Below are 16,787 nucleotides of genomic sequence, written 5' to 3' on the forward strand. Positions count from 1 at the left end.
GGGGGCCCATGAGCAAACTATTTAAACTGCATTCTGACTTTAAACCGGCCGGTGACCAGCCGCAGGCTATTGCAAAACTGGTTGAGGGCCTGGAAGACGGGCTGGCGCATCAGACGCTGCTGGGGGTAACCGGCTCGGGGAAAACGTTCACCATTGCCAATGTTATCGCCACGCTGAACCGTCCGACCATGATTATGGCGCCTAACAAAACCCTTGCCGCGCAGCTCTACAGTGAGATTAAAGATTTCTTTCCCGAAAACGCGGTGGAATATTTTGTCTCCTACTATGACTATTACCAGCCGGAAGCCTATGTACCGAGCTCAGACACCTTTATCGAAAAGGATGCCTCGGTTAACGAACATATTGAGCAGATGCGCCTCTCCGCCACCAAAGCCCTGCTGGAACGGCGGGATGTGGTAGTGGTGGCATCGGTTTCCGCTATCTACGGTCTGGGTGATCCGGACAGTTACCTGAAAATGATGCTGCATCTGACGGAAGGGATGATCATCGATCAGCGTTCGATCCTGCACCGGCTTTCCGATCTCCAGTACACCCGCAACGACCAGGCTTTTCAGCGCGGCACATTCCGTGTGCGCGGTGAAGTGGTGGATATTTTCCCTGCGGAATCGGATGATTACGCGCTGCGCGTCGAACTGTTTGATGATGAAGTTGAGCGCCTGTCACTGTTTGATCCGCTGACCGGGCACATCCATTATCAGGTGCCGCGTTTTACCGTTTACCCGAAAACCCACTATGTAACGCCGCGTGAGCGCATCATTGAGGCGATGGAAGGGATTAAAACCGAGCTGGCGGAGCGGCGCAAATTCCTGATCGACAATAACAAGCTGGTGGAAGAGCAGCGCCTTGCCCAGCGCACCCAGTTTGATCTGGAAATGATGAATGAACTGGGTTACTGCTCGGGGATCGAAAACTACTCGCGCTATCTCTCCGGACGTAAATCCGGCGAATCCCCGCCGACCCTGTTTGATTACCTGCCGGCAGATGGTCTGCTGGTGATCGATGAATCCCACGTCACGATTCCGCAAATCGGCGGGATGTACAAAGGCGACCGTTCACGCAAAGAAACCCTGGTGGAATACGGCTTCCGTCTGCCGTCCGCACTGGATAACCGCCCGCTGCGTTTCGAGGAATTTGAATCCCTCGCCCCGCAGAGTATTTATGTGTCTGCCACGCCGGGTAAATATGAAATGGAGAAATCCGGCTCTGATGTGGTTGAACAGGTTGTGCGGCCGACCGGGCTGCTCGATCCGGAAGTGGAAGTACGGCCGGTCACCACGCAGGTGGATGATCTGCTGTCTGAAATCCGTATCCGCGCGCAGAAAAATGAGCGTGTGCTGGTCACCACACTGACCAAACGGATGGCGGAAGATCTTACTGAATATCTGGAAGAACACGGTGAGCGGGTGCGTTATCTGCACTCGGATATCGATACCGTGGAGCGCGTGGAAATTATCCGTGACCTGCGCCTCGGGGAGTTTGATGTGCTGGTGGGCATCAACTTACTGCGTGAGGGGCTGGATATGCCGGAAGTATCGCTGGTGGCTATCCTGGATGCGGACAAAGAAGGTTTCCTGCGTTCCGAACGTTCCCTGATCCAGACCATCGGCCGTGCTGCCCGTAACCTGCACGGTAAAGCGATTCTCTACGGCGATAAAATTACGGCCTCAATGGCGAAAGCGATTGAGGAAACCGAACGCCGCAGAGAGAAGCAGATGGCGTTTAACGAAGCACACGGTATTGTGCCGAAAGGGCTGAACAAAAAGATTGGCGATATCCTGAAAATCGGCCAGCCGTCTGCGGGAGCGAAAAACAAAGGCAAAGGAAAAGCGGCTGCGAAAAGCAGCGATTACCAGCGTATGTCGCCGAAAGAGCTGGAAGTTAAGATTCAGGAACTGGAAGCGCAGATGTACCGCCACGCACAGGATCTGGAATTTGAACAGGCGGCAGCGGTACGGGATGAATTACAGGGATTACGTGAGCAGTTTATTGCCAACTCCTGACCGTATCAGGGCAGCAGGCCGATTGTTTTATCCAGCGCACTCAGCAGCAGGTTGCGATCATGGCGGTACGGGACATCCTGTGCCTCCAGGACCTCTCTGACAATCAGACGGTCGCCGAGATCGCCGGTATTGATATGCGGTGCGCATACCACTGCATCTATCCGTTTGCGGCCGATGCGTTTTTCCAGCACGGCTATTTTTTCACTCAGGCTGAGTGACGCGGCCGCCGGGCTCAGCTCTTTGCCGAGATTTTCAATGTAGATCATCGGCGCCTGATTGAAATTAATGGCTTTGGTGAAATCGGGCAGCAGCATCAGCGGCATCAGGCTGGTGAAGAAACTGCCGGGACCGATAATGATCAGCTCTGCACGGCAGATAGCGTCCAGCGCTTCTTTGGTGGTTTTCACCGGCGGTGAGAGCTGTAACTCCTGCGGCGGGCAGGTCAGCTGATCCACATTGACTTCGCCGTACACCTCGTGGCCGTCGCTGTCGATAGCCATCAGATCAACCGGCGTTTCCGACATCGGGATTAACTTCGCTTTCACTTTCAGCATATTGCGGATCAGATTGATCGCATCCAGCGGACGCACACTCATATGATCCAGCGCCTTGAGCATCAGATTCCCCAGGTTATGGCCTGCCAGCTCACCATTGCCGCTGAAACGGTATTCAAACATGGTGGAGGCAATCGACGGCTCGGTGATCATCTGATTGAGGCAGTTGCGCATATCCCCCCAGGCAATGCCGCCCTCCGCCCGGCGGATCCGGCCGGTGGAGCCGCCGTTATCCGTGGTGGTGACCACGCCGGTCAGCCGCGATCCCAGACCGTTCAGGCAGGACATCACCCGTCCCAGCCCGTGGCCTCCGCCTAAAGCAACAACATGTTCCAGCGACGTGAGTGTGCGGTTTCCCATAGTGTTTATGCATTCCCTGAGTTTTCATATTTATTTGCGCGCTAATCTATCATAAAAACCAATTTTTCGCGTCACGATACTGAGATTTATCAAACTCTGCTCAATCATAAAGATAAATTATCTTTTTACTGCGTACTATTACGCGTAATTCGGTGGTGGCAGGCGCAGGAAAGTCATGGTATGAGTGGATGTGATGACTGAAAGCATCATAAATAAACATCAATAACTAAAATCAATAAATGACAGGAAGAACATCATGAATGACCTGACGTACACCATTCCGGTGCTGGAAACTGAACGCCTGATCCTGAGCGCTCACCGCAGAGAGGATCACGCGGCAGTCGCTGACATGTGGTCGGATACCGCGGTAACGCATCATATCATGGCCGGGCAAATCTCCACGCCCCGCGACAGCTGGATGCGGATGCTGGCGTATCTCGGATTGTGGCCGCTGCTGGGGTATGGTTACTGGGCGGTCAGGGAAAAAAGTACCGGAGAGTATATCGGCGATATCGGTTTTGCGGATTTTTACCGTGAAATGGAAAAAGACATCAGCCGCTATCCGGAAGCGGGCTGGGTATTTGCAGAGCGGGCGCACGGCAAGGGCTATGCCGGTGAAGCATTGGGAGCCATACTGACCTGGCTGAAAGAGGTGCGCGGCATTAATGAATGCGTGTGTATTATCGCTCCTGAGAATAAACCTTCTGCCCGGCTGGCAGAGCGTCACGGGTTCCGTCCGCAGGAGACACTGATGATGAATTATAAATCCGTTATTTTCTATCACCTTACACTGGACTGACCGGGCCGGATATACGGGTGTCAGATCAAGAAAGTGGTAAATAATTTTCCCGGCAAACCGCCGTATTTCCGGCGGTTTGTTGGTTGTTATTTGTTCGGAAACCTATAATTTATTTGCTAATTAATTGAAAAATGGTGTGAAATTTTCGTTATCCCGCGTGTAAGTCTTTTTCTCCGGAGTCCCGGTAACTCGTTGTATAATAAGATATATAACGTATTTGTCATGGTAATTCCCGCAGGGCGACGCTAGAATCAATTCACTTAGCGTGGTTATTAACAGTATTAATGACAACGATTAACTCCTAGCCTTCACACCTACGTTTCAGTCAGAACCGGAAATAGGGTGAGCTGGCCGTGGCACTCCAGAGTGTCACCAGGGTGCAGGATAGAAATGTCCGCATCTCCCGTATTTGGAAAGGTGTTATGACTGAACAACTGACAGATCCCTTTGCGCGCAAGTTTTATTATCTGCGCCTCTCCGTGACAGACGTTTGCAATTTCCGTTGCAACTATTGTCTGCCTGATGGTTATAAACCAAACGGACACAAATCCTTTCTTTCGCTCGGTGAAATCCGCCGGGTGACCCGCGCGTTTGCTCAGCTGGGCACGGAAAAAATCCGTCTGACCGGCGGAGAGCCGACGATGCGCCGCGATTTTACCGATATTGTTGCCGCTATCCGCGAAAATGAGAATATCCGCACCATCGCCGTGACCACCAACGGTTACCGCATGGCACGGGATATCCGCGACTGGCGTGACGCCGGGCTGAGCGCCGTGAATGTCAGTGTTGACAGTCTCGACCCGCGCCAGTTTCACGCTATCACCGGGCAGGATAAATTCATGCAGGTGATGAACGGTATCGATGCCGCGTTTGAGGCCGGTTTTGAGAAGGTCAAAGTGAATGTGGTGCTGATGAAGAATGTCAATGACATCCATCTGCCCGCGTTTCTGAACTGGATCAAAGACCGCCCGATTCAGCTGCGTTTTATTGAACTGATGGAAACCGGCGACGGCAGTGATGTGTTCCGCCGTTTTCATATCTCCGGCAATGTTATCCGTGCCCGTCTGTTACAGGCAGGCTGGCAGCAGGTGGCGCGTGCCCGCAGTGACGGCCCGGCGCAGGTGTTCAGTCATCCGGATTATCAGGGCGAAATCGGCCTGATCATGCCGTATGAAAAAGACTTCTGTCAGAGCTGTAACCGCCTGCGGGTGTCTGCGGTCGGTAACCTGCATCTGTGCCTGTTCGGTGAGCAGGGGATCACGCTGCGTGACCTGCTGGCAGAAGACGGACACGACGCCGAACTGAAAGCACGGCTTCAGCGGGCATTGCAGCACAAACGCGAAACCCATTTCCTCCATCAGGGGGACAGCGGTATTACCCCGAATTTATCCGTTATCGGCGGCTGATCCGCCGGTCATATCAGGAGTTTACATGTCTCAACTCACCCATATTAATGCGGCGGGCGAAGCCAACATGGTGGATGTGTCCGGAAAACAGGAAACGGTCCGCGAAGCGCGCGCCGAAGCCTTTATCACCATGGATGCCAAAACCTTACAGATGATTATTGACGGCAACCATCACAAAGGGGATGTCTTTGCGACAGCCCGTATCGCCGGTATTCAGGCCGCCAAACGGACCTGGGATCTGATCCCGCTGTGTCATCCGCTGATGCTGAGCAAAGTCGAAGTTCAGCTGAGTGCGGAGCCGGAAACGTCCCGTGTGCGTATTGAATCCTGCTGCCGTCTGACCGGTAAAACCGGGGTGGAGATGGAAGCTCTGACCGCCGCTTCTGTGGCCGCGCTGACTATCTATGATATGTGCAAAGCGGTGCAGAAAGACATGGTTATCGGGCCGGTGCGTTTACTGGAAAAAAGCGGCGGGAAATCAGGACATTTTAAGGCGGACGCATGATTAAGGTACTGTTTTTTGCGCAGGTGCGCGAGTTGGTGAATACTGACGAACTTTCTCTGCCGTGTGATTACGCTACTGCGGAAGATTTACGGGCGGCGTTATGTGAGCGCGGTGAGCGCTGGGCGCTGGCGCTGGAATCCGGCAAACTGCTGTGTGCGGTAAATCAGTCTTTTGTGCCGCTGTCACAGCCACTGACAGATGGTGACGAGGTCGCATTCTTCCCGCCGGTCACCGGAGGCTGAGCTATGAATAATACCCGGATTGCTGTTCAGACGGATAATTTCAGTGTTGGTGAGGAATATCAGTGGCTGGCCGGTTGTGCGGATGACGGCGCGGTGGTGACCTTTACCGGCAAAGTCCGTAATCATAACCTGGGTGATAATGTGGCGGCGCTGACGCTGGAGCATTATCCGGGCATGACTGAAAAAGCCCTGACAGATATAGTCACACAGGCGCGCGGACGCTGGGAATTACAGCGCGTGACGCTGATCCACCGGGTCGGCAGTTTATACCCGAATGATGAAATCGTATTTGTCGGTGTCAGTGCCGCGCATCGCGGCATGGCATTTGAAGCGGCTGAATTCCTTATGGATTACTTAAAAACCCGTGCGCCGTTCTGGAAAAAAGAGACACTGCCGGAAGGCGGCACCCGCTGGGTGGATGCCAGAGAAAGCGACCAAAAAGCCGCAGATCGCTGGTAATTTACCGCCAATCCCCGCCTGATCGCCGGATTTTTTCCGGCGCCTGCATATCAGGTTAAAAATATTCCCTGTTTGTAAAGAAAAGGGGAGAATTCCTGACAGTTTGCCTGCTGGCAACACCCTTTTTATGTGATAATCTATAGGCCTTGGTCGTTTATCATCCGATAAACAATTTGATACAGATGAAAGGGTTATCCATCATGGACCGATTTCCTCGTTCTAACGGCTCGATAGTTTCACAGGCGGGCTCCGGTATTCAGGCTTATATGGCCCAGGTTTACGGCTGGATGGCATGCGGTCTGCTGCTGACTGCTTTTGTCGCCTGGTATTCGTCTAACTCCATGGCGATTATGAGCTTTGTTTTCTCCAGCAAAATCACCTTTTTCGGTCTGATTATTGCTCAGCTGGCACTGGTCTGGGTTATCTCCGGTATGGTTGAGCGCCTGAGTGCTTCTGTGGCGACCGGGCTGTTTATGCTGTATTCCGCACTGACGGGTCTGACACTCGCCAGTATCTTTATCGTGTATACCGAAGCGTCTATCGTCAGCACCTTCTTTATCACGGCAGGGATGTTCGGTGCGCTGAGCATTTACGGCTACACCACCAAACGCAGTCTGTCCGGGATGGGTAACTTCCTGTTTATGGGGCTGATTGGTATTATCATCGCGTCACTGGTCAATATCTGGCTGAAAAGCGAAGGTATGACACTGATCATCACCTATATCGGTGTGATTGTGTTTGCCGGTCTGACCGCGTATGACACGCAGAAACTGCGTGAACTGGGTGAGCAGATTGACAGCAACAACAAAGACACCATGCGCCGCTATGCGATCGTGGGTGCGCTGTCTCTGTACCTGGACTTCATCAACCTGTTCCTGATGCTGCTGCGCCTGCTGGGCGACCGCCGCTAATCACAGACAGAATAATGTGTAACAATGAAAGGCCGGTGAAAACCGGCCTTTTTTGCGTTTACTGCCCGGCCTCCGTCACATTGGTATTCTGCGGGGCTGCACTGACAATCAGTGCCTTCCACAGCGCCCAGGCCATTGCTCTTGCACGGGTTCCGGCGTCACATTGCAGCCGTTTAAAGAAGATGTTACGGCTTTCCCTGTCAAAGAAGGTCCGGGCGATTACCAGATCACTGGCCGGGTCACCGGTACCAAGTTGCCCGAAGTCAATCACGGCACTCAGACGGCCGTCAGCAGTGATAAGATTGCCCGCACTGATATCACCGTGAACCCGGACAGGTTCAGTCGTCCGCGGTGATTGCAGAGCGTTTTCCCATATCCGCAGAAACAGCGGAATACAGGTTTTATCTTTCAGATTCGCCAGCGCCTGACGGGTTTCACTGTCATAAACTGCTAAATTACCGCCACGGTGAAAATTCTGCTCACCGGCTGCCGGGCCGTCAGTTGCATCGATACTCTGAAATGCCGTCAGAAAATCTGCGAGGTCACGGGCAAACACGGCTTTATCAGCCGGCGGGTGTGCCGCAACCGTTTCTCCCGGGATCCAGCGGTACACAGACCACGGCAGCGGAAATCTTTCTGATGGTTTACCCGTACCGAGCGGGACCGGGATCTGAATCTTCAGTCCTGTTGCCAGACGAGGCAATCACAGCTGTTCTTTCAGCACCTGACCGGCATAATCCGGTGAAGACGGCAGGCGGATCAGCATCTCTTCACCCAGATGAAATGTCCGGTTATCCCAGCCACTGGTCGCGACCGGTGTCACCGGCAGATGTGCCCACTGCGGGAATTGTTCCGCTATCAGCGCTGTGGCAAGGCGTGTATCGGGTATCACAATAGTTAATATTCCTTTTTACCGGACGTTATCACGCAATCTTGCGCCGGAACAACGCATAGGCAGCCGAGCCGGTGGTGACCGCGATCACCAGAAGCGGCCAGAGGCTCTGGCGGATAACACTGAAATCCGCATCTTTGAGGTAAATCTGTTTGGTGATTTCATTGAAATGGCGGATAGGATTGACCCAGGTAATATGTTGCAGCCAGACCGGCATATTCTCCACCGGAGCAATATAACCGGACAGCAGCACGGCGGGCATCATAAAGACAAACACGCCGATAAAGGCCTGCTGCTGAGTGGCGGAAAGGGCGGAGATTAACAGGCCGAACCCGACCAGCGACAGCCCGTATATCACCATAGTGAAATAAAACAGGAGCAGTGAGCCGGAGAAAGGGATGTGGTAAGCGAAAATACCGATCACCAGCACGATACTGGCCTGTACCGTTGCCACAATCAGCGCAGGGACGGCTTTGCCGACAAAGATCTCACCGGTAGTCAGCGGCGAAACCAGCAACTGATCCAGCGTGCCCTGTTCCCGTTCACGGGCAACAGAGAGTGAGGTCACAATCATCACGCCGATGGTGGTGATCAGCGCCACCAGCGAGGGCACGATAAACCATTTGTAATCCAGATTCGGGTTATACCAGTTGCGCACCACCAGCTCACTGGTGACCGCCTGCGGCATCCGTTCCTGCTGATAATGCGCGGTAATTTGCTGAACATAATTGGCGGCTATCTGCGCACTGTTGGAATTCCGCCCGTCGAGCAGAATTTGCAGCTGTGCCGGTTTGTGTCCGGCAAGCTGCGCACTGAAATTCTGCGGGAAATGTACCAGCAGCAGCGCTTTGCGGTTATCAATCACATCCTGTACGTCATGCCGGTTTTGGATCAGCAGTACGTCTGAAAAGGCACTGGCTTTGGCAAATTGCTGGGTCAGTTCAATGGATGCGGGGCCTTTGTCCTCATCGTAAATCGCGATAGTCGCGTTGGTGACTTCCAGCGTTGCCGCCAGCGGGAACAAAATCATCTGAAAAATTACCGGTACGATCAGGATCGTCCGGGTCTGCCGCTCCCGCAGAAGCAATTGCAGCTCTTTAATAATTAAGGTGAATATCCGGTGGAACATGCGCTTCTCCTTAATCAAGCCGGCGGCGGGTTTTCAGGGCGGTCAGGCCGATAAACACAATCGCTGACAGGATCAGCAGCACCAGATTGCTGATAATCACCGGCATAATATTGCCCGCCAGAAACAGGGTTTGCAGGCTTTCCACAAAGTAGCGCGCCGGGATCACATAGGTCACCACCTGTATCGCCACCGGCATACTGTCGATTTCAAACACAAATCCGGACAGCATAATCGCGGGCAGAAATGCGGCATTCAGGGAGATCATCGCGGCATTAAACTGATTGCGGGTTACCGTGGAAATCAGCAGCCCCATGCCGAGTGCAGTGGCAAGATAAAGGGAGGTCACCAGTGCCAGCAGCCACAGCGAACCGCGATACGGCACATCCAGCACATACACCGTTACCACCATACAGAGCACCATCACAAAACTGCCGAGCACCTGATAGGGCAGCAGTTTGGAGAGCAGCAGTTCCGTTTTGGTCACCTGTGTGGAAAGCAGCGCTTCCATGGTACCGCGCTCCCATTCCCGCGCCACCACCAGTGAGGTGAGGATCGCACCGACCACGGTAATAATGATGCTGATAGCGCCCGGGATAATAAAATGCTGGCTGACAGCGGCCGGGTTAAACCAGTAGCGCAGCCGGACATCAATGAGCGGTTCACTGCTGATCCCCTTATCCTGTGCGCGCTGCTGCTGCCAGATTTGCCAGATACCGCTGGCATAGCCCTGCACAAAATTGGCGGTATTAGGCTCGCTGCCGTCCGTAATCACCTGTATCGGTGCGATATCACCCTTACGGGCAAGGCGTTTGTCAAAATCGGCCGGGATCACCACAATACCGCGGATATGTCCCGCCTGAAGTTTATCGATTAATTCATGGCGGTTATCGCTGAGAGTGGCATCAATAAACGGAGAACCGGTAAACGTGCTGATCAGCTCCCGTGCCGGTTCACTCTGCTGATTAACCAGAATCCCGAGGCGCAGTTTTGATGAGTCCAGATTGATGCCGTAGCCGAAAATAAATAATAAAATCAGCGGGATCACAATCGCGATCAGAGCACTCGACGGGTCGCGGACAATCTGTTTGCTCTCTTTGATGCACAGCGCCCGCAGACGACGCCATGAAAAACCGGAAGGTGTGCTCATGATGCAGCCTCCTGTGCGCTTTCTTTGTCATATTCTTCAACCAGCCCGATAAAGGCATCTTCCATCGATGGGTCAGGATGGGTGTCATCCGCGACAGAGGCTTTAAGTTCATCCGGCGTACCGGCGGCAATGATTTTACCGTGATAGACCAGCCCGATACGGTCACAATATTCCGCCTCATCCATAAAGTGAGTGGTCACCATCACGGTTACGCCTTTATCCACCATGCCGTTAATATGCAGCCAGAACTCGCGGCGGGTCAGCGGATCAACGCCGGAAGTCGGTTCGTCGAGAAAAAGAATATCCGGCTCATGCATCAGGGCGCAGGCCAGCGCCAGCCGCTGTTTGAAACCGAGCGGTAAATCTTCGGTGGTCTGGCGCAGGATCGGGGTGAAATTAAAGGCATTCACCATATCGTCGATTTTCTGCTGCTGCGCTTTGCCGCGCAGCCCGTAAACACCGGAGAAAAATGTCAGGTTCTGGGCGACGGTCAGATTACCGTAGAGGGAAAATTTTTGTGCCATATAACCCAGGCGGCTGCGGGCTTTGGCTGAGCTGGTTTTCAGATCCAGCCCCAGCACCAGGGCGCGGCCGCTGCTGGGGATCATAAGGCCGCACATCATTTTGAAAGTGGTGGATTTGCCCGCACCGTTCGGGCCGAGCAGGCCGAAAATCTCGCCGCGCTTAACCTGAAAATCCACATGATCGGTTGCGGCAAAATCACCGAATTTTTTGGTCAGACTGACGGCTTCAATTACGGTTTCATCCGGTGCCGCCGGGATCTGCGGCATAATCTGCGCCAGCTGCGAGCGGTGTGACGGGCCGCCGCCGAGCAGATCAATAAACGCATCCTCAAAACGGGGTTTGGCGGGCAGCAGTTCCGCATCCGGGGAATTCAGCGCACTGAGCAGGGCGCGGGTATCCGCCTGTGGTTTCACAATCAGCCGGACATAACGCCCCTGAATAACACCATCTGTCACCTGTGGCTGAATCAATGCTTCCTGTAAGATACGGCGGCGCTCACCGGGTTCTGCGGACAGCAGGAAAGAGCGGCCCTCCATGGTTTCTGTCAGTTGTGCCGGTTTGCCTTCATAGATCACTTTTCCCTGATTGAGCAGCAGCACATCGCGGCACTGTTCCGCTTCATCCAGATAAGAGGTACTCCAGAGGATCAGCATGCCGTCATCGGCGAGAGAGTGCACCATCCGCCACAACTCGCGGCGGGCGATAGGATCGACCCCCACACCCGGCTCATCGAGCAGCAGCACCTGCGGCTGCCCGAGCAGTGTGCAGGCCAGGCCCAGCTTCTGTTTCATACCGCCGGAGAGTTTGCCCGCCATACGGCCGGTAAAGCGGGTCAGATCGGTAAAGGTCAGCAGGCGGTCAAAAACCGCCTGTTGTTCGTGGTGTGGCAGGCCGCGCAGTTCGGCATATAAACGGAGGTTTTCCATCACCGACAGATCTTCATACAGCCCGAATTTCTGCGGCATATAACCGAGCTGTGCGCGCAAAGCGACACTGTCCTCAATCGGATCAAATCCGGCGACGCGGATCTCTCCGCTGTCCGGTTTCAGCAGCCCGGCCAGCATGCGGATCAGTGTGGTTTTTCCGGCACCGTCAGGCCCAGCAAGCCCGGTCACACCACCGCCCTGAATCGTGGTGGTCAGCCGGTCAACGGCCGGATTATCAAGGCCGGGAAAGTGCTTTTCGACCGCACTGAGGGAGATAGTGATGTCTGACATCGTCTCTCCTTACGACTGCGGCTCTTCGTTATCAAAGCGGATGGTGACCGGCATCCCCTGACGCAGCAGCGGGTCGGCATCAGTCACGACAATACGCAGACGGTAGACCAGATCGGTCCTCAGCGCCGGGGTTTCAACGGATTTCGGGGTAAATTCGGCGGTCGGGGAAACAAATCCCACATGACCGTGATACGGTTTGCCCGGGCGGCTGTCGGTTTCCAGCAGGACTTTGCGTCCGGGTTGTGCCTGTCCCAGTTCATTTTCACTGACATATGCCCGCACCCACACCGGGTTGGTCAGTGTCAGCGTGAACACCGTGCTGCCCGCCGGTAAAATTGTGCCGGGTTCAATGGCACGGGTCAGAATAGTCCCTTCTGCCGGTGCGGTCAGCCGGGTATCGGCCAGATCAAGCTTCGCCTGCTCCACCGCGGCTTCAGCCTGTTTCAGTTGTCCGCGTGCTTCGGCAATCTCTTCTTTGCGGTAACCGTTTTCCAGCTGATTGAGTTTATCCTGTGAGGCTTTCAGTGCCGCATCCGCCTGATTGCGCTGATTCCGGGCATTTTCCAGATCATTGGCGGAGATGGCACGGCTTTTCATCAGTCCGGCCTGGCGCTGATAAAACTGACGGGCGAATTCTGCCGCCGCGGTATTGCGGGCAACATCCGCTTTTGCCTGCGCGATTTCTTCCGGACGGTAGCCGGTTTCCATCAGTAATAATGCAGCCTGCGCACTGTCCCGTACCCCCTCTGCTTTCAGCAGGGCGTGGCGGTACGGTGTATCATCCAGCATACCGAGTAACTCTCCGGGCTGCACAGCTGCACCTTCATCCGCATTCAGGGATTGCAGTTTGCCGCCGACACGAAAACCAAGATTCACTGTCCGGATATCCACATTACCGTACAGCAGGGCGGGCCCCGACGGGCGTGACTCCCACCAGTACCATCCGCCGGCACCCGCCAGCAGAATCAGAATAATGATAAATATCCCGGTTTTTTTCATTGGTTTCATGAATTGGTTTCCAGTGAGTTATCAGAGACAGTGGTGTATCAGTTCCGGTAATGCTGCTGTAATCCGCTGAGCAGCAGGCGGATATGTTCACGCAGCACATTATTGATCATGTCATACTCTTTCGGACCGATATTGTCCCAGCCGGTCTGGCGCAGCAGGTTTTCCCGTGCCAGACGGAAAGACAATATTTCACCCATCAGGGCGTGAGTATGGATCAATGTGTTGATATGCCCGTCCGGCAGGCCGGTATAGCGGGCAACTAACCTGGCCTGACGGGTAAAAATAACAGACAGCGCCTGTTCATGGATAAGCGTGTAAGCTTTGGTCGGAATTAATTGCTCACGTGACATAATCCGGCTGATATTAATATTACCCTTCTTCAGTACCAGTTCATTGTAGGCGAGAAAACTCTGCTCAATCAGTTGCAAACAGCGGGATTCATCCTGCCCGTCCGTACCGTTTGCCAGAAACAAATCAATTTCTTCAATGACAGGACGGAATTCATCACGGATAATGTCGGCAATATGCTGTGCCACGGCCAGATACAACCCGTCTTTTGAGCCGAAATAATAAGCAATAGCTGCGATATTTTGATCCGCACGTTGTGCAATCTGGCGAGTAGTGGCACTATTTGGGCCGTTCAGTCCGAAAATCTCAATAGCGGCTTCCAGTAAAGCGAGTTTGGCTTGTTCGCCTCGCGGCGTATTAGTCGTATTGACTGACATGGCGTATATCCTTATAGGTGTGTCGGCATAAACGAGAGATCAATCATATGATTAACTGTATGCTCATCAGTATCTGTTGTAAATGAGCAGTAAGCAACGGATTGATCACAGACGTATTTTATCGATATTTCTTCCGGAGTGACGGATTAATTTTCGACATTCAATTATCAGCAGGCCCCGCAGACAACAGACCGGGGCGGAGTCTTAACAATTCATGAGTTTTTCATCATTACCATTATGCCCGGAAATTCAGAAGGCCGTCGCAGAGATGGGCTACGAGCAGCCGACCCCGATTCAGATGCAGGCCATTCCTCAGGTGCTTGCCGGACATGACTTATTAGCCAGCGCACAAACCGGTACAGGAAAAACCGCCGGTTTTACCTTACCTATCCTGCAATATTTACAGGATAATCCGCGCAAAGGCGGCGGGCGTCCGGTACGCGCGCTGATCCTGTCCCCGACCCGCGAACTGGCAGCACAGATCGGCGAAAACGTCCGTGAGTACAGCCGTCACCTGCGTACCCGCTCTCTGGTTGTCTTCGGCGGAGTGAGCATCAATCCGCAGATGATGAAACTGCGCAGCGGCGTGGATATCCTGATTGCCACCCCGGGGCGTCTGCTGGATCTGGAACATCAGAATGCGGTGGATTTATCCAAAGTTGAAATTCTGGTGCTGGATGAAGCTGACCGCATGCTGGATATGGGCTTTATCCATGATATCCGTCGTGTTATCAAAAAATTACCGGTAAAACGTCAGAATCTGCTGTTTTCCGCGACATTCTCCAACGGCATCAAATCACTGGCGAATACCATCCTGAATAATCCGGTGACGGTGGAAGTTTCCCCGCGCAACAGCGCCTCGCAGCAGGTCTCACAGTTTGTTCACCTGGTGGATAAAAAACGCAAAGCCGAACTGCTGGCACACCTGATTGGCCGTGATAACTGGGAGCAGGTGCTGATTTTCACCCGCACCAAACACGGTGCCAACCGTCTGGCGGAATTCCTCAACGGCAGCGGCATTAAAGCGGCAGCTATTCACGGCAACAAATCCCAGGGCGCACGTACCCGTGCACTGGCGGATTTCAAAAGCGGTGCGATCCGCGCACTGGTCGCGACAGATATCGCGGCACGCGGCCTGGATATCGAACAGCTGCCGTATGTCGTGAACTATGAACTGCCGAATGTGGCGGAAGATTACGTTCACCGTATCGGCCGTACCGGGCGTGCGGAGGCTACCGGCCTGGCATTATCACTGGTATGTGTCGATGAGCATGATTTATTACGCGACATTGAAAAACTGCTGAAAAAGCAAATCGAACGGATGGCTGAACCGGGCTACGATCCGGACCCGTCTATCAAAGCCGAACCTATCCAGAAAGCGAAGCAGGGTCGCGGCGGTAACGGCCGTTCCGGCGGCGGACGTCAGGGCGGACAGGGACGCAGCACCGAAGGCCGCAGTAACAGCGGTGGCGGCGACAAACGTCCGCCGCGTCCGCGTCAGCACAAACCGCGTTCCGGTAACAGCGACTCCGGCAGCCCGTGGGGTAACCGGGGTAAATAACGGTACCGGCTCATGCGTGTTCTTTTAGCACCGATGCAGGGGGTCCTTGACCCCCTTGTCCGCCATCTGCTGACGGCGGAGAATGATTATGATCTCTGTATTACCGAGTTTGTCCGCGTGGTGGATATGCTGCTGCCGGAGAAGCTGTTTTTCCGTCTCTGCCCGGAGCTGGAACACGGCGGTCTGACCGAATCCGGAACACCGGTGCGGGTTCAGCTGCTGGGGCAGTTCCCGCAGTGGCTGGCGGAAAATGCCGCACGGGCGGCGGAGCTCGGCTCGCACGGGGTGGATCTCAACTGCGGCTGTCCGTCCAAAACCGTGAACGGCAGCGGCGGCGGGGCGACTCTGCTGAAAGACCCGGAACTGATTTATCAGGGCACCAAAGCTATCCGTGAGGCGGTTCCCGCGCATCTGCCGGTATCTGTGAAAGTGCGGCTCGGCTGGAGCAGCAATGCCCATCAGTTTGAAATCGCCGATGCGGTGGCGCAGGGCGGGGCGACCGAGATCACCGTGCACGGGCGCACCAAAGAGGCGGGCTATCGCGCGGATCTGATTGACTGGCCGGCGATTGCCGCTATCCGTCAGCGGCTGCCCATTCCGGTGATTGCCAACGGTGAGATCCGCGACCGGCAGAGTGCTCTGCAATGTCTGGCTGTCACCGGATGTGATGCCGTAATGCTCGGACGCGGGGCACTCAATGTGCCCAACCTGAGCCGTGTGGTCAAACACGATGCGCCTTTTATGCCGTGGCCGGATGTTGTGGCATTACTGCACCGTTATACGCAGCTGGAAAAACAGGGTGATACCGGGCTGTATCATGTGGCGCGTATCAAACAGTGGTTCAGTTATCTGCATAAAGCGTATCCGCAGGAAGCGGATGAGCTCTTTGCTGTTATCCGTCCGCTGAAAGATTCCGCATCGATTGCACAGGCCATTTCCCGGGCTCAGAGCGCATAAAATTTGCTTTTTTTGTCATATGACACTTTAATTGACAGGTGAACCGGATTTTTTCTTAACCCGTTAATACAGCAGGAGGCAGTAATGAATTTTCTTTCCTGGATTATTTTTGGTTTGATTGCAGGTGTGCTGGCGAAGTGGATTATGCCCGGAACCTACAGTATCGGATTTATTATGACCATTGTATTAGGGGTCGTCGGTGCTGTTGTCGGGGGATATATCAGTGTTTTCTTCGGCAAAGGCCGGGTTGACGGGTTTAATTTCGGTAGTTTTGTTGTGGCCGTTATCGGTGCGATGGTTGTGCTGTTTCTTGCCGGGAAGTTTGCGGGCTGACAGCCATATAACAGATTAAAAAATGCCGGAGTCACT

At 54.0% G+C, this 16,787-nt stretch carries 18 protein-coding genes and 1 riboswitch; of the genes, 10 read left to right on the top strand and 8 right to left on the bottom strand.

Annotated elements, in window-relative coordinates; translation table 11 throughout:
• Window positions 1-8: 8 nt before the first annotated feature.
• Complete coding sequence (gene uvrB, locus JC793_RS05380) at window positions 9-2,021, top strand: excinuclease ABC subunit UvrB (protein ID WP_218427725.1); 2,013 nt, start codon at window positions 9-11, stop codon at window positions 2,019-2,021.
• A gap of 5 nt (window positions 2,022-2,026) precedes the next feature.
• Here the strand turns inward: uvrB and JC793_RS05385 are convergent, their stop codons facing one another.
• Window positions 2,027-2,935 (bottom strand): gluconeogenesis factor YvcK family protein, encoded by a 909-nt coding sequence (locus tag JC793_RS05385; RefSeq protein ID WP_046893742.1) that lies wholly within the window; start codon window positions 2,933-2,935, stop codon window positions 2,027-2,029.
• A gap of 256 nt (window positions 2,936-3,191) precedes the next feature.
• Here JC793_RS05385 and JC793_RS05390 point away from each other — a divergent pair, with 256 nt between their 5' ends.
• The 6 genes from JC793_RS05390 (at window position 3,192) to JC793_RS05415 (ending at window position 7,257) form a co-directional block, all read left to right on the top strand.
• Window positions 3,192-3,734 carry a GNAT family N-acetyltransferase gene (locus JC793_RS05390; RefSeq protein WP_218427727.1) on the top strand — a complete coding sequence of 181 codons (543 nt, stop codon included), beginning with the start codon at window positions 3,192-3,194 and terminating at the stop codon, window positions 3,732-3,734.
• 286 nt (window positions 3,735-4,020) lie between these two features.
• Window positions 4,021-4,169, top strand: a riboswitch (molybdenum cofactor riboswitch).
• Window positions 4,157-5,140 carry a GTP 3',8-cyclase MoaA gene (gene moaA, locus JC793_RS05395; RefSeq protein ID WP_166707261.1) on the top strand — a complete coding sequence of 328 codons (984 nt, stop codon included), beginning with the start codon at window positions 4,157-4,159 and terminating at the stop codon, window positions 5,138-5,140. Its footprint overlaps the riboswitch before it by 13 nt.
• Before the next feature lie 25 nt (window positions 5,141-5,165).
• Window positions 5,166-5,645, top strand: coding sequence for a cyclic pyranopterin monophosphate synthase MoaC (moaC, locus tag JC793_RS05400; protein WP_046893744.1), 480 nt, complete (start codon window positions 5,166-5,168; stop codon window positions 5,643-5,645).
• A complete protein-coding gene (moaD, locus tag JC793_RS05405; RefSeq protein WP_046893745.1) occupies window positions 5,642-5,887 on the top strand; it encodes a molybdopterin synthase sulfur carrier subunit in 246 nt (81 codons plus the stop codon). The genes moaC and moaD overlap by 4 nt, the downstream gene beginning before the upstream one ends.
• Before the next feature lie 3 nt (window positions 5,888-5,890).
• Window positions 5,891-6,346, top strand: coding sequence for a molybdopterin synthase catalytic subunit MoaE (gene moaE, locus JC793_RS05410; RefSeq protein ID WP_054425568.1), 456 nt, complete (start codon window positions 5,891-5,893; stop codon window positions 6,344-6,346).
• Window positions 6,347-6,546: 200 nt separating this feature from the next.
• Entirely contained in the window at window positions 6,547-7,257 is a 711-nt protein-coding gene (locus tag JC793_RS05415) for a Bax inhibitor-1/YccA family protein (protein ID WP_046893747.1), read from the top strand.
• A 58-nt stretch (window positions 7,258-7,315) separates the two neighbouring features.
• On the opposite strand, the gene JC793_RS05420 is transcribed toward JC793_RS05415, so the two are convergent.
• From JC793_RS05420 to JC793_RS05450, 7 genes are read right to left on the bottom strand one after another with little or no spacing between them, the layout of a single operon-like run.
• Window positions 7,316-7,960 (bottom strand): aminoglycoside phosphotransferase family protein, encoded by a 645-nt coding sequence (locus JC793_RS05420; protein WP_218427729.1) that lies wholly within the window; start codon window positions 7,958-7,960, stop codon window positions 7,316-7,318.
• A complete protein-coding gene (locus JC793_RS05425) occupies window positions 7,961-8,149 on the bottom strand; it encodes a hypothetical protein (RefSeq protein WP_208323140.1) in 189 nt (62 codons plus the stop codon).
• Between the two features lie 31 nt (window positions 8,150-8,180).
• Window positions 8,181-9,278: an ABC transporter permease gene (locus JC793_RS05430; protein WP_054425570.1), complete on the bottom strand. Its 1,098-nt coding sequence runs from the start codon at window positions 9,276-9,278 to the stop codon at window positions 8,181-8,183.
• Between the two features lie 10 nt (window positions 9,279-9,288).
• Complete coding sequence (locus JC793_RS05435) at window positions 9,289-10,425, bottom strand: ABC transporter permease (protein WP_218427731.1); 1,137 nt, start codon at window positions 10,423-10,425, stop codon at window positions 9,289-9,291.
• Window positions 10,422-12,167 (bottom strand): ATP-binding cassette domain-containing protein, encoded by a 1,746-nt coding sequence (locus JC793_RS05440; RefSeq protein WP_052926214.1) that lies wholly within the window; start codon window positions 12,165-12,167, stop codon window positions 10,422-10,424. The genes JC793_RS05435 and JC793_RS05440 overlap by 4 nt, the downstream gene beginning before the upstream one ends.
• Before the next feature lie 9 nt (window positions 12,168-12,176).
• On the bottom strand, window positions 12,177-13,175 hold the full coding sequence (gene hlyD, locus JC793_RS05445; protein WP_107678151.1) for a secretion protein HlyD: 999 nt from the start codon (window positions 13,173-13,175) through the stop codon (window positions 12,177-12,179).
• A gap of 38 nt (window positions 13,176-13,213) precedes the next feature.
• The gene (locus JC793_RS05450) at window positions 13,214-13,900 is read right to left on the bottom strand and encodes a CerR family C-terminal domain-containing protein (RefSeq protein WP_166707264.1); all 687 of its coding nucleotides are present in this window, start codon (window positions 13,898-13,900) and stop codon (window positions 13,214-13,216) included.
• 214 nt (window positions 13,901-14,114) lie between these two features.
• Between JC793_RS05450 and rhlE the strand changes: the two genes are divergently transcribed.
• From rhlE to JC793_RS05465, 3 genes are all read left to right on the top strand, one after another.
• Window positions 14,115-15,461 carry an ATP-dependent RNA helicase RhlE gene (gene rhlE, locus JC793_RS05455; protein ID WP_166707265.1) on the top strand — a complete coding sequence of 449 codons (1,347 nt, stop codon included), beginning with the start codon at window positions 14,115-14,117 and terminating at the stop codon, window positions 15,459-15,461.
• Between the two features lie 12 nt (window positions 15,462-15,473).
• Window positions 15,474-16,418: a tRNA dihydrouridine(16) synthase DusC gene (gene dusC / locus JC793_RS05460; protein ID WP_218427733.1), complete on the top strand. Its 945-nt coding sequence runs from the start codon at window positions 15,474-15,476 to the stop codon at window positions 16,416-16,418.
• An 84-nt stretch (window positions 16,419-16,502) separates the two neighbouring features.
• On the top strand, window positions 16,503-16,751 hold the full coding sequence (locus JC793_RS05465; RefSeq protein WP_046893757.1) for a GlsB/YeaQ/YmgE family stress response membrane protein: 249 nt from the start codon (window positions 16,503-16,505) through the stop codon (window positions 16,749-16,751).
• The last annotated feature ends 36 nt before the right edge of the window (window positions 16,752-16,787 follow it).

It is taken from the genome of Morganella morganii (genome assembly GCF_019242955.1).
In the GTDB taxonomy this organism is placed as follows: domain Bacteria; phylum Pseudomonadota; class Gammaproteobacteria; order Enterobacterales; family Enterobacteriaceae; genus Morganella; species Morganella sibonii.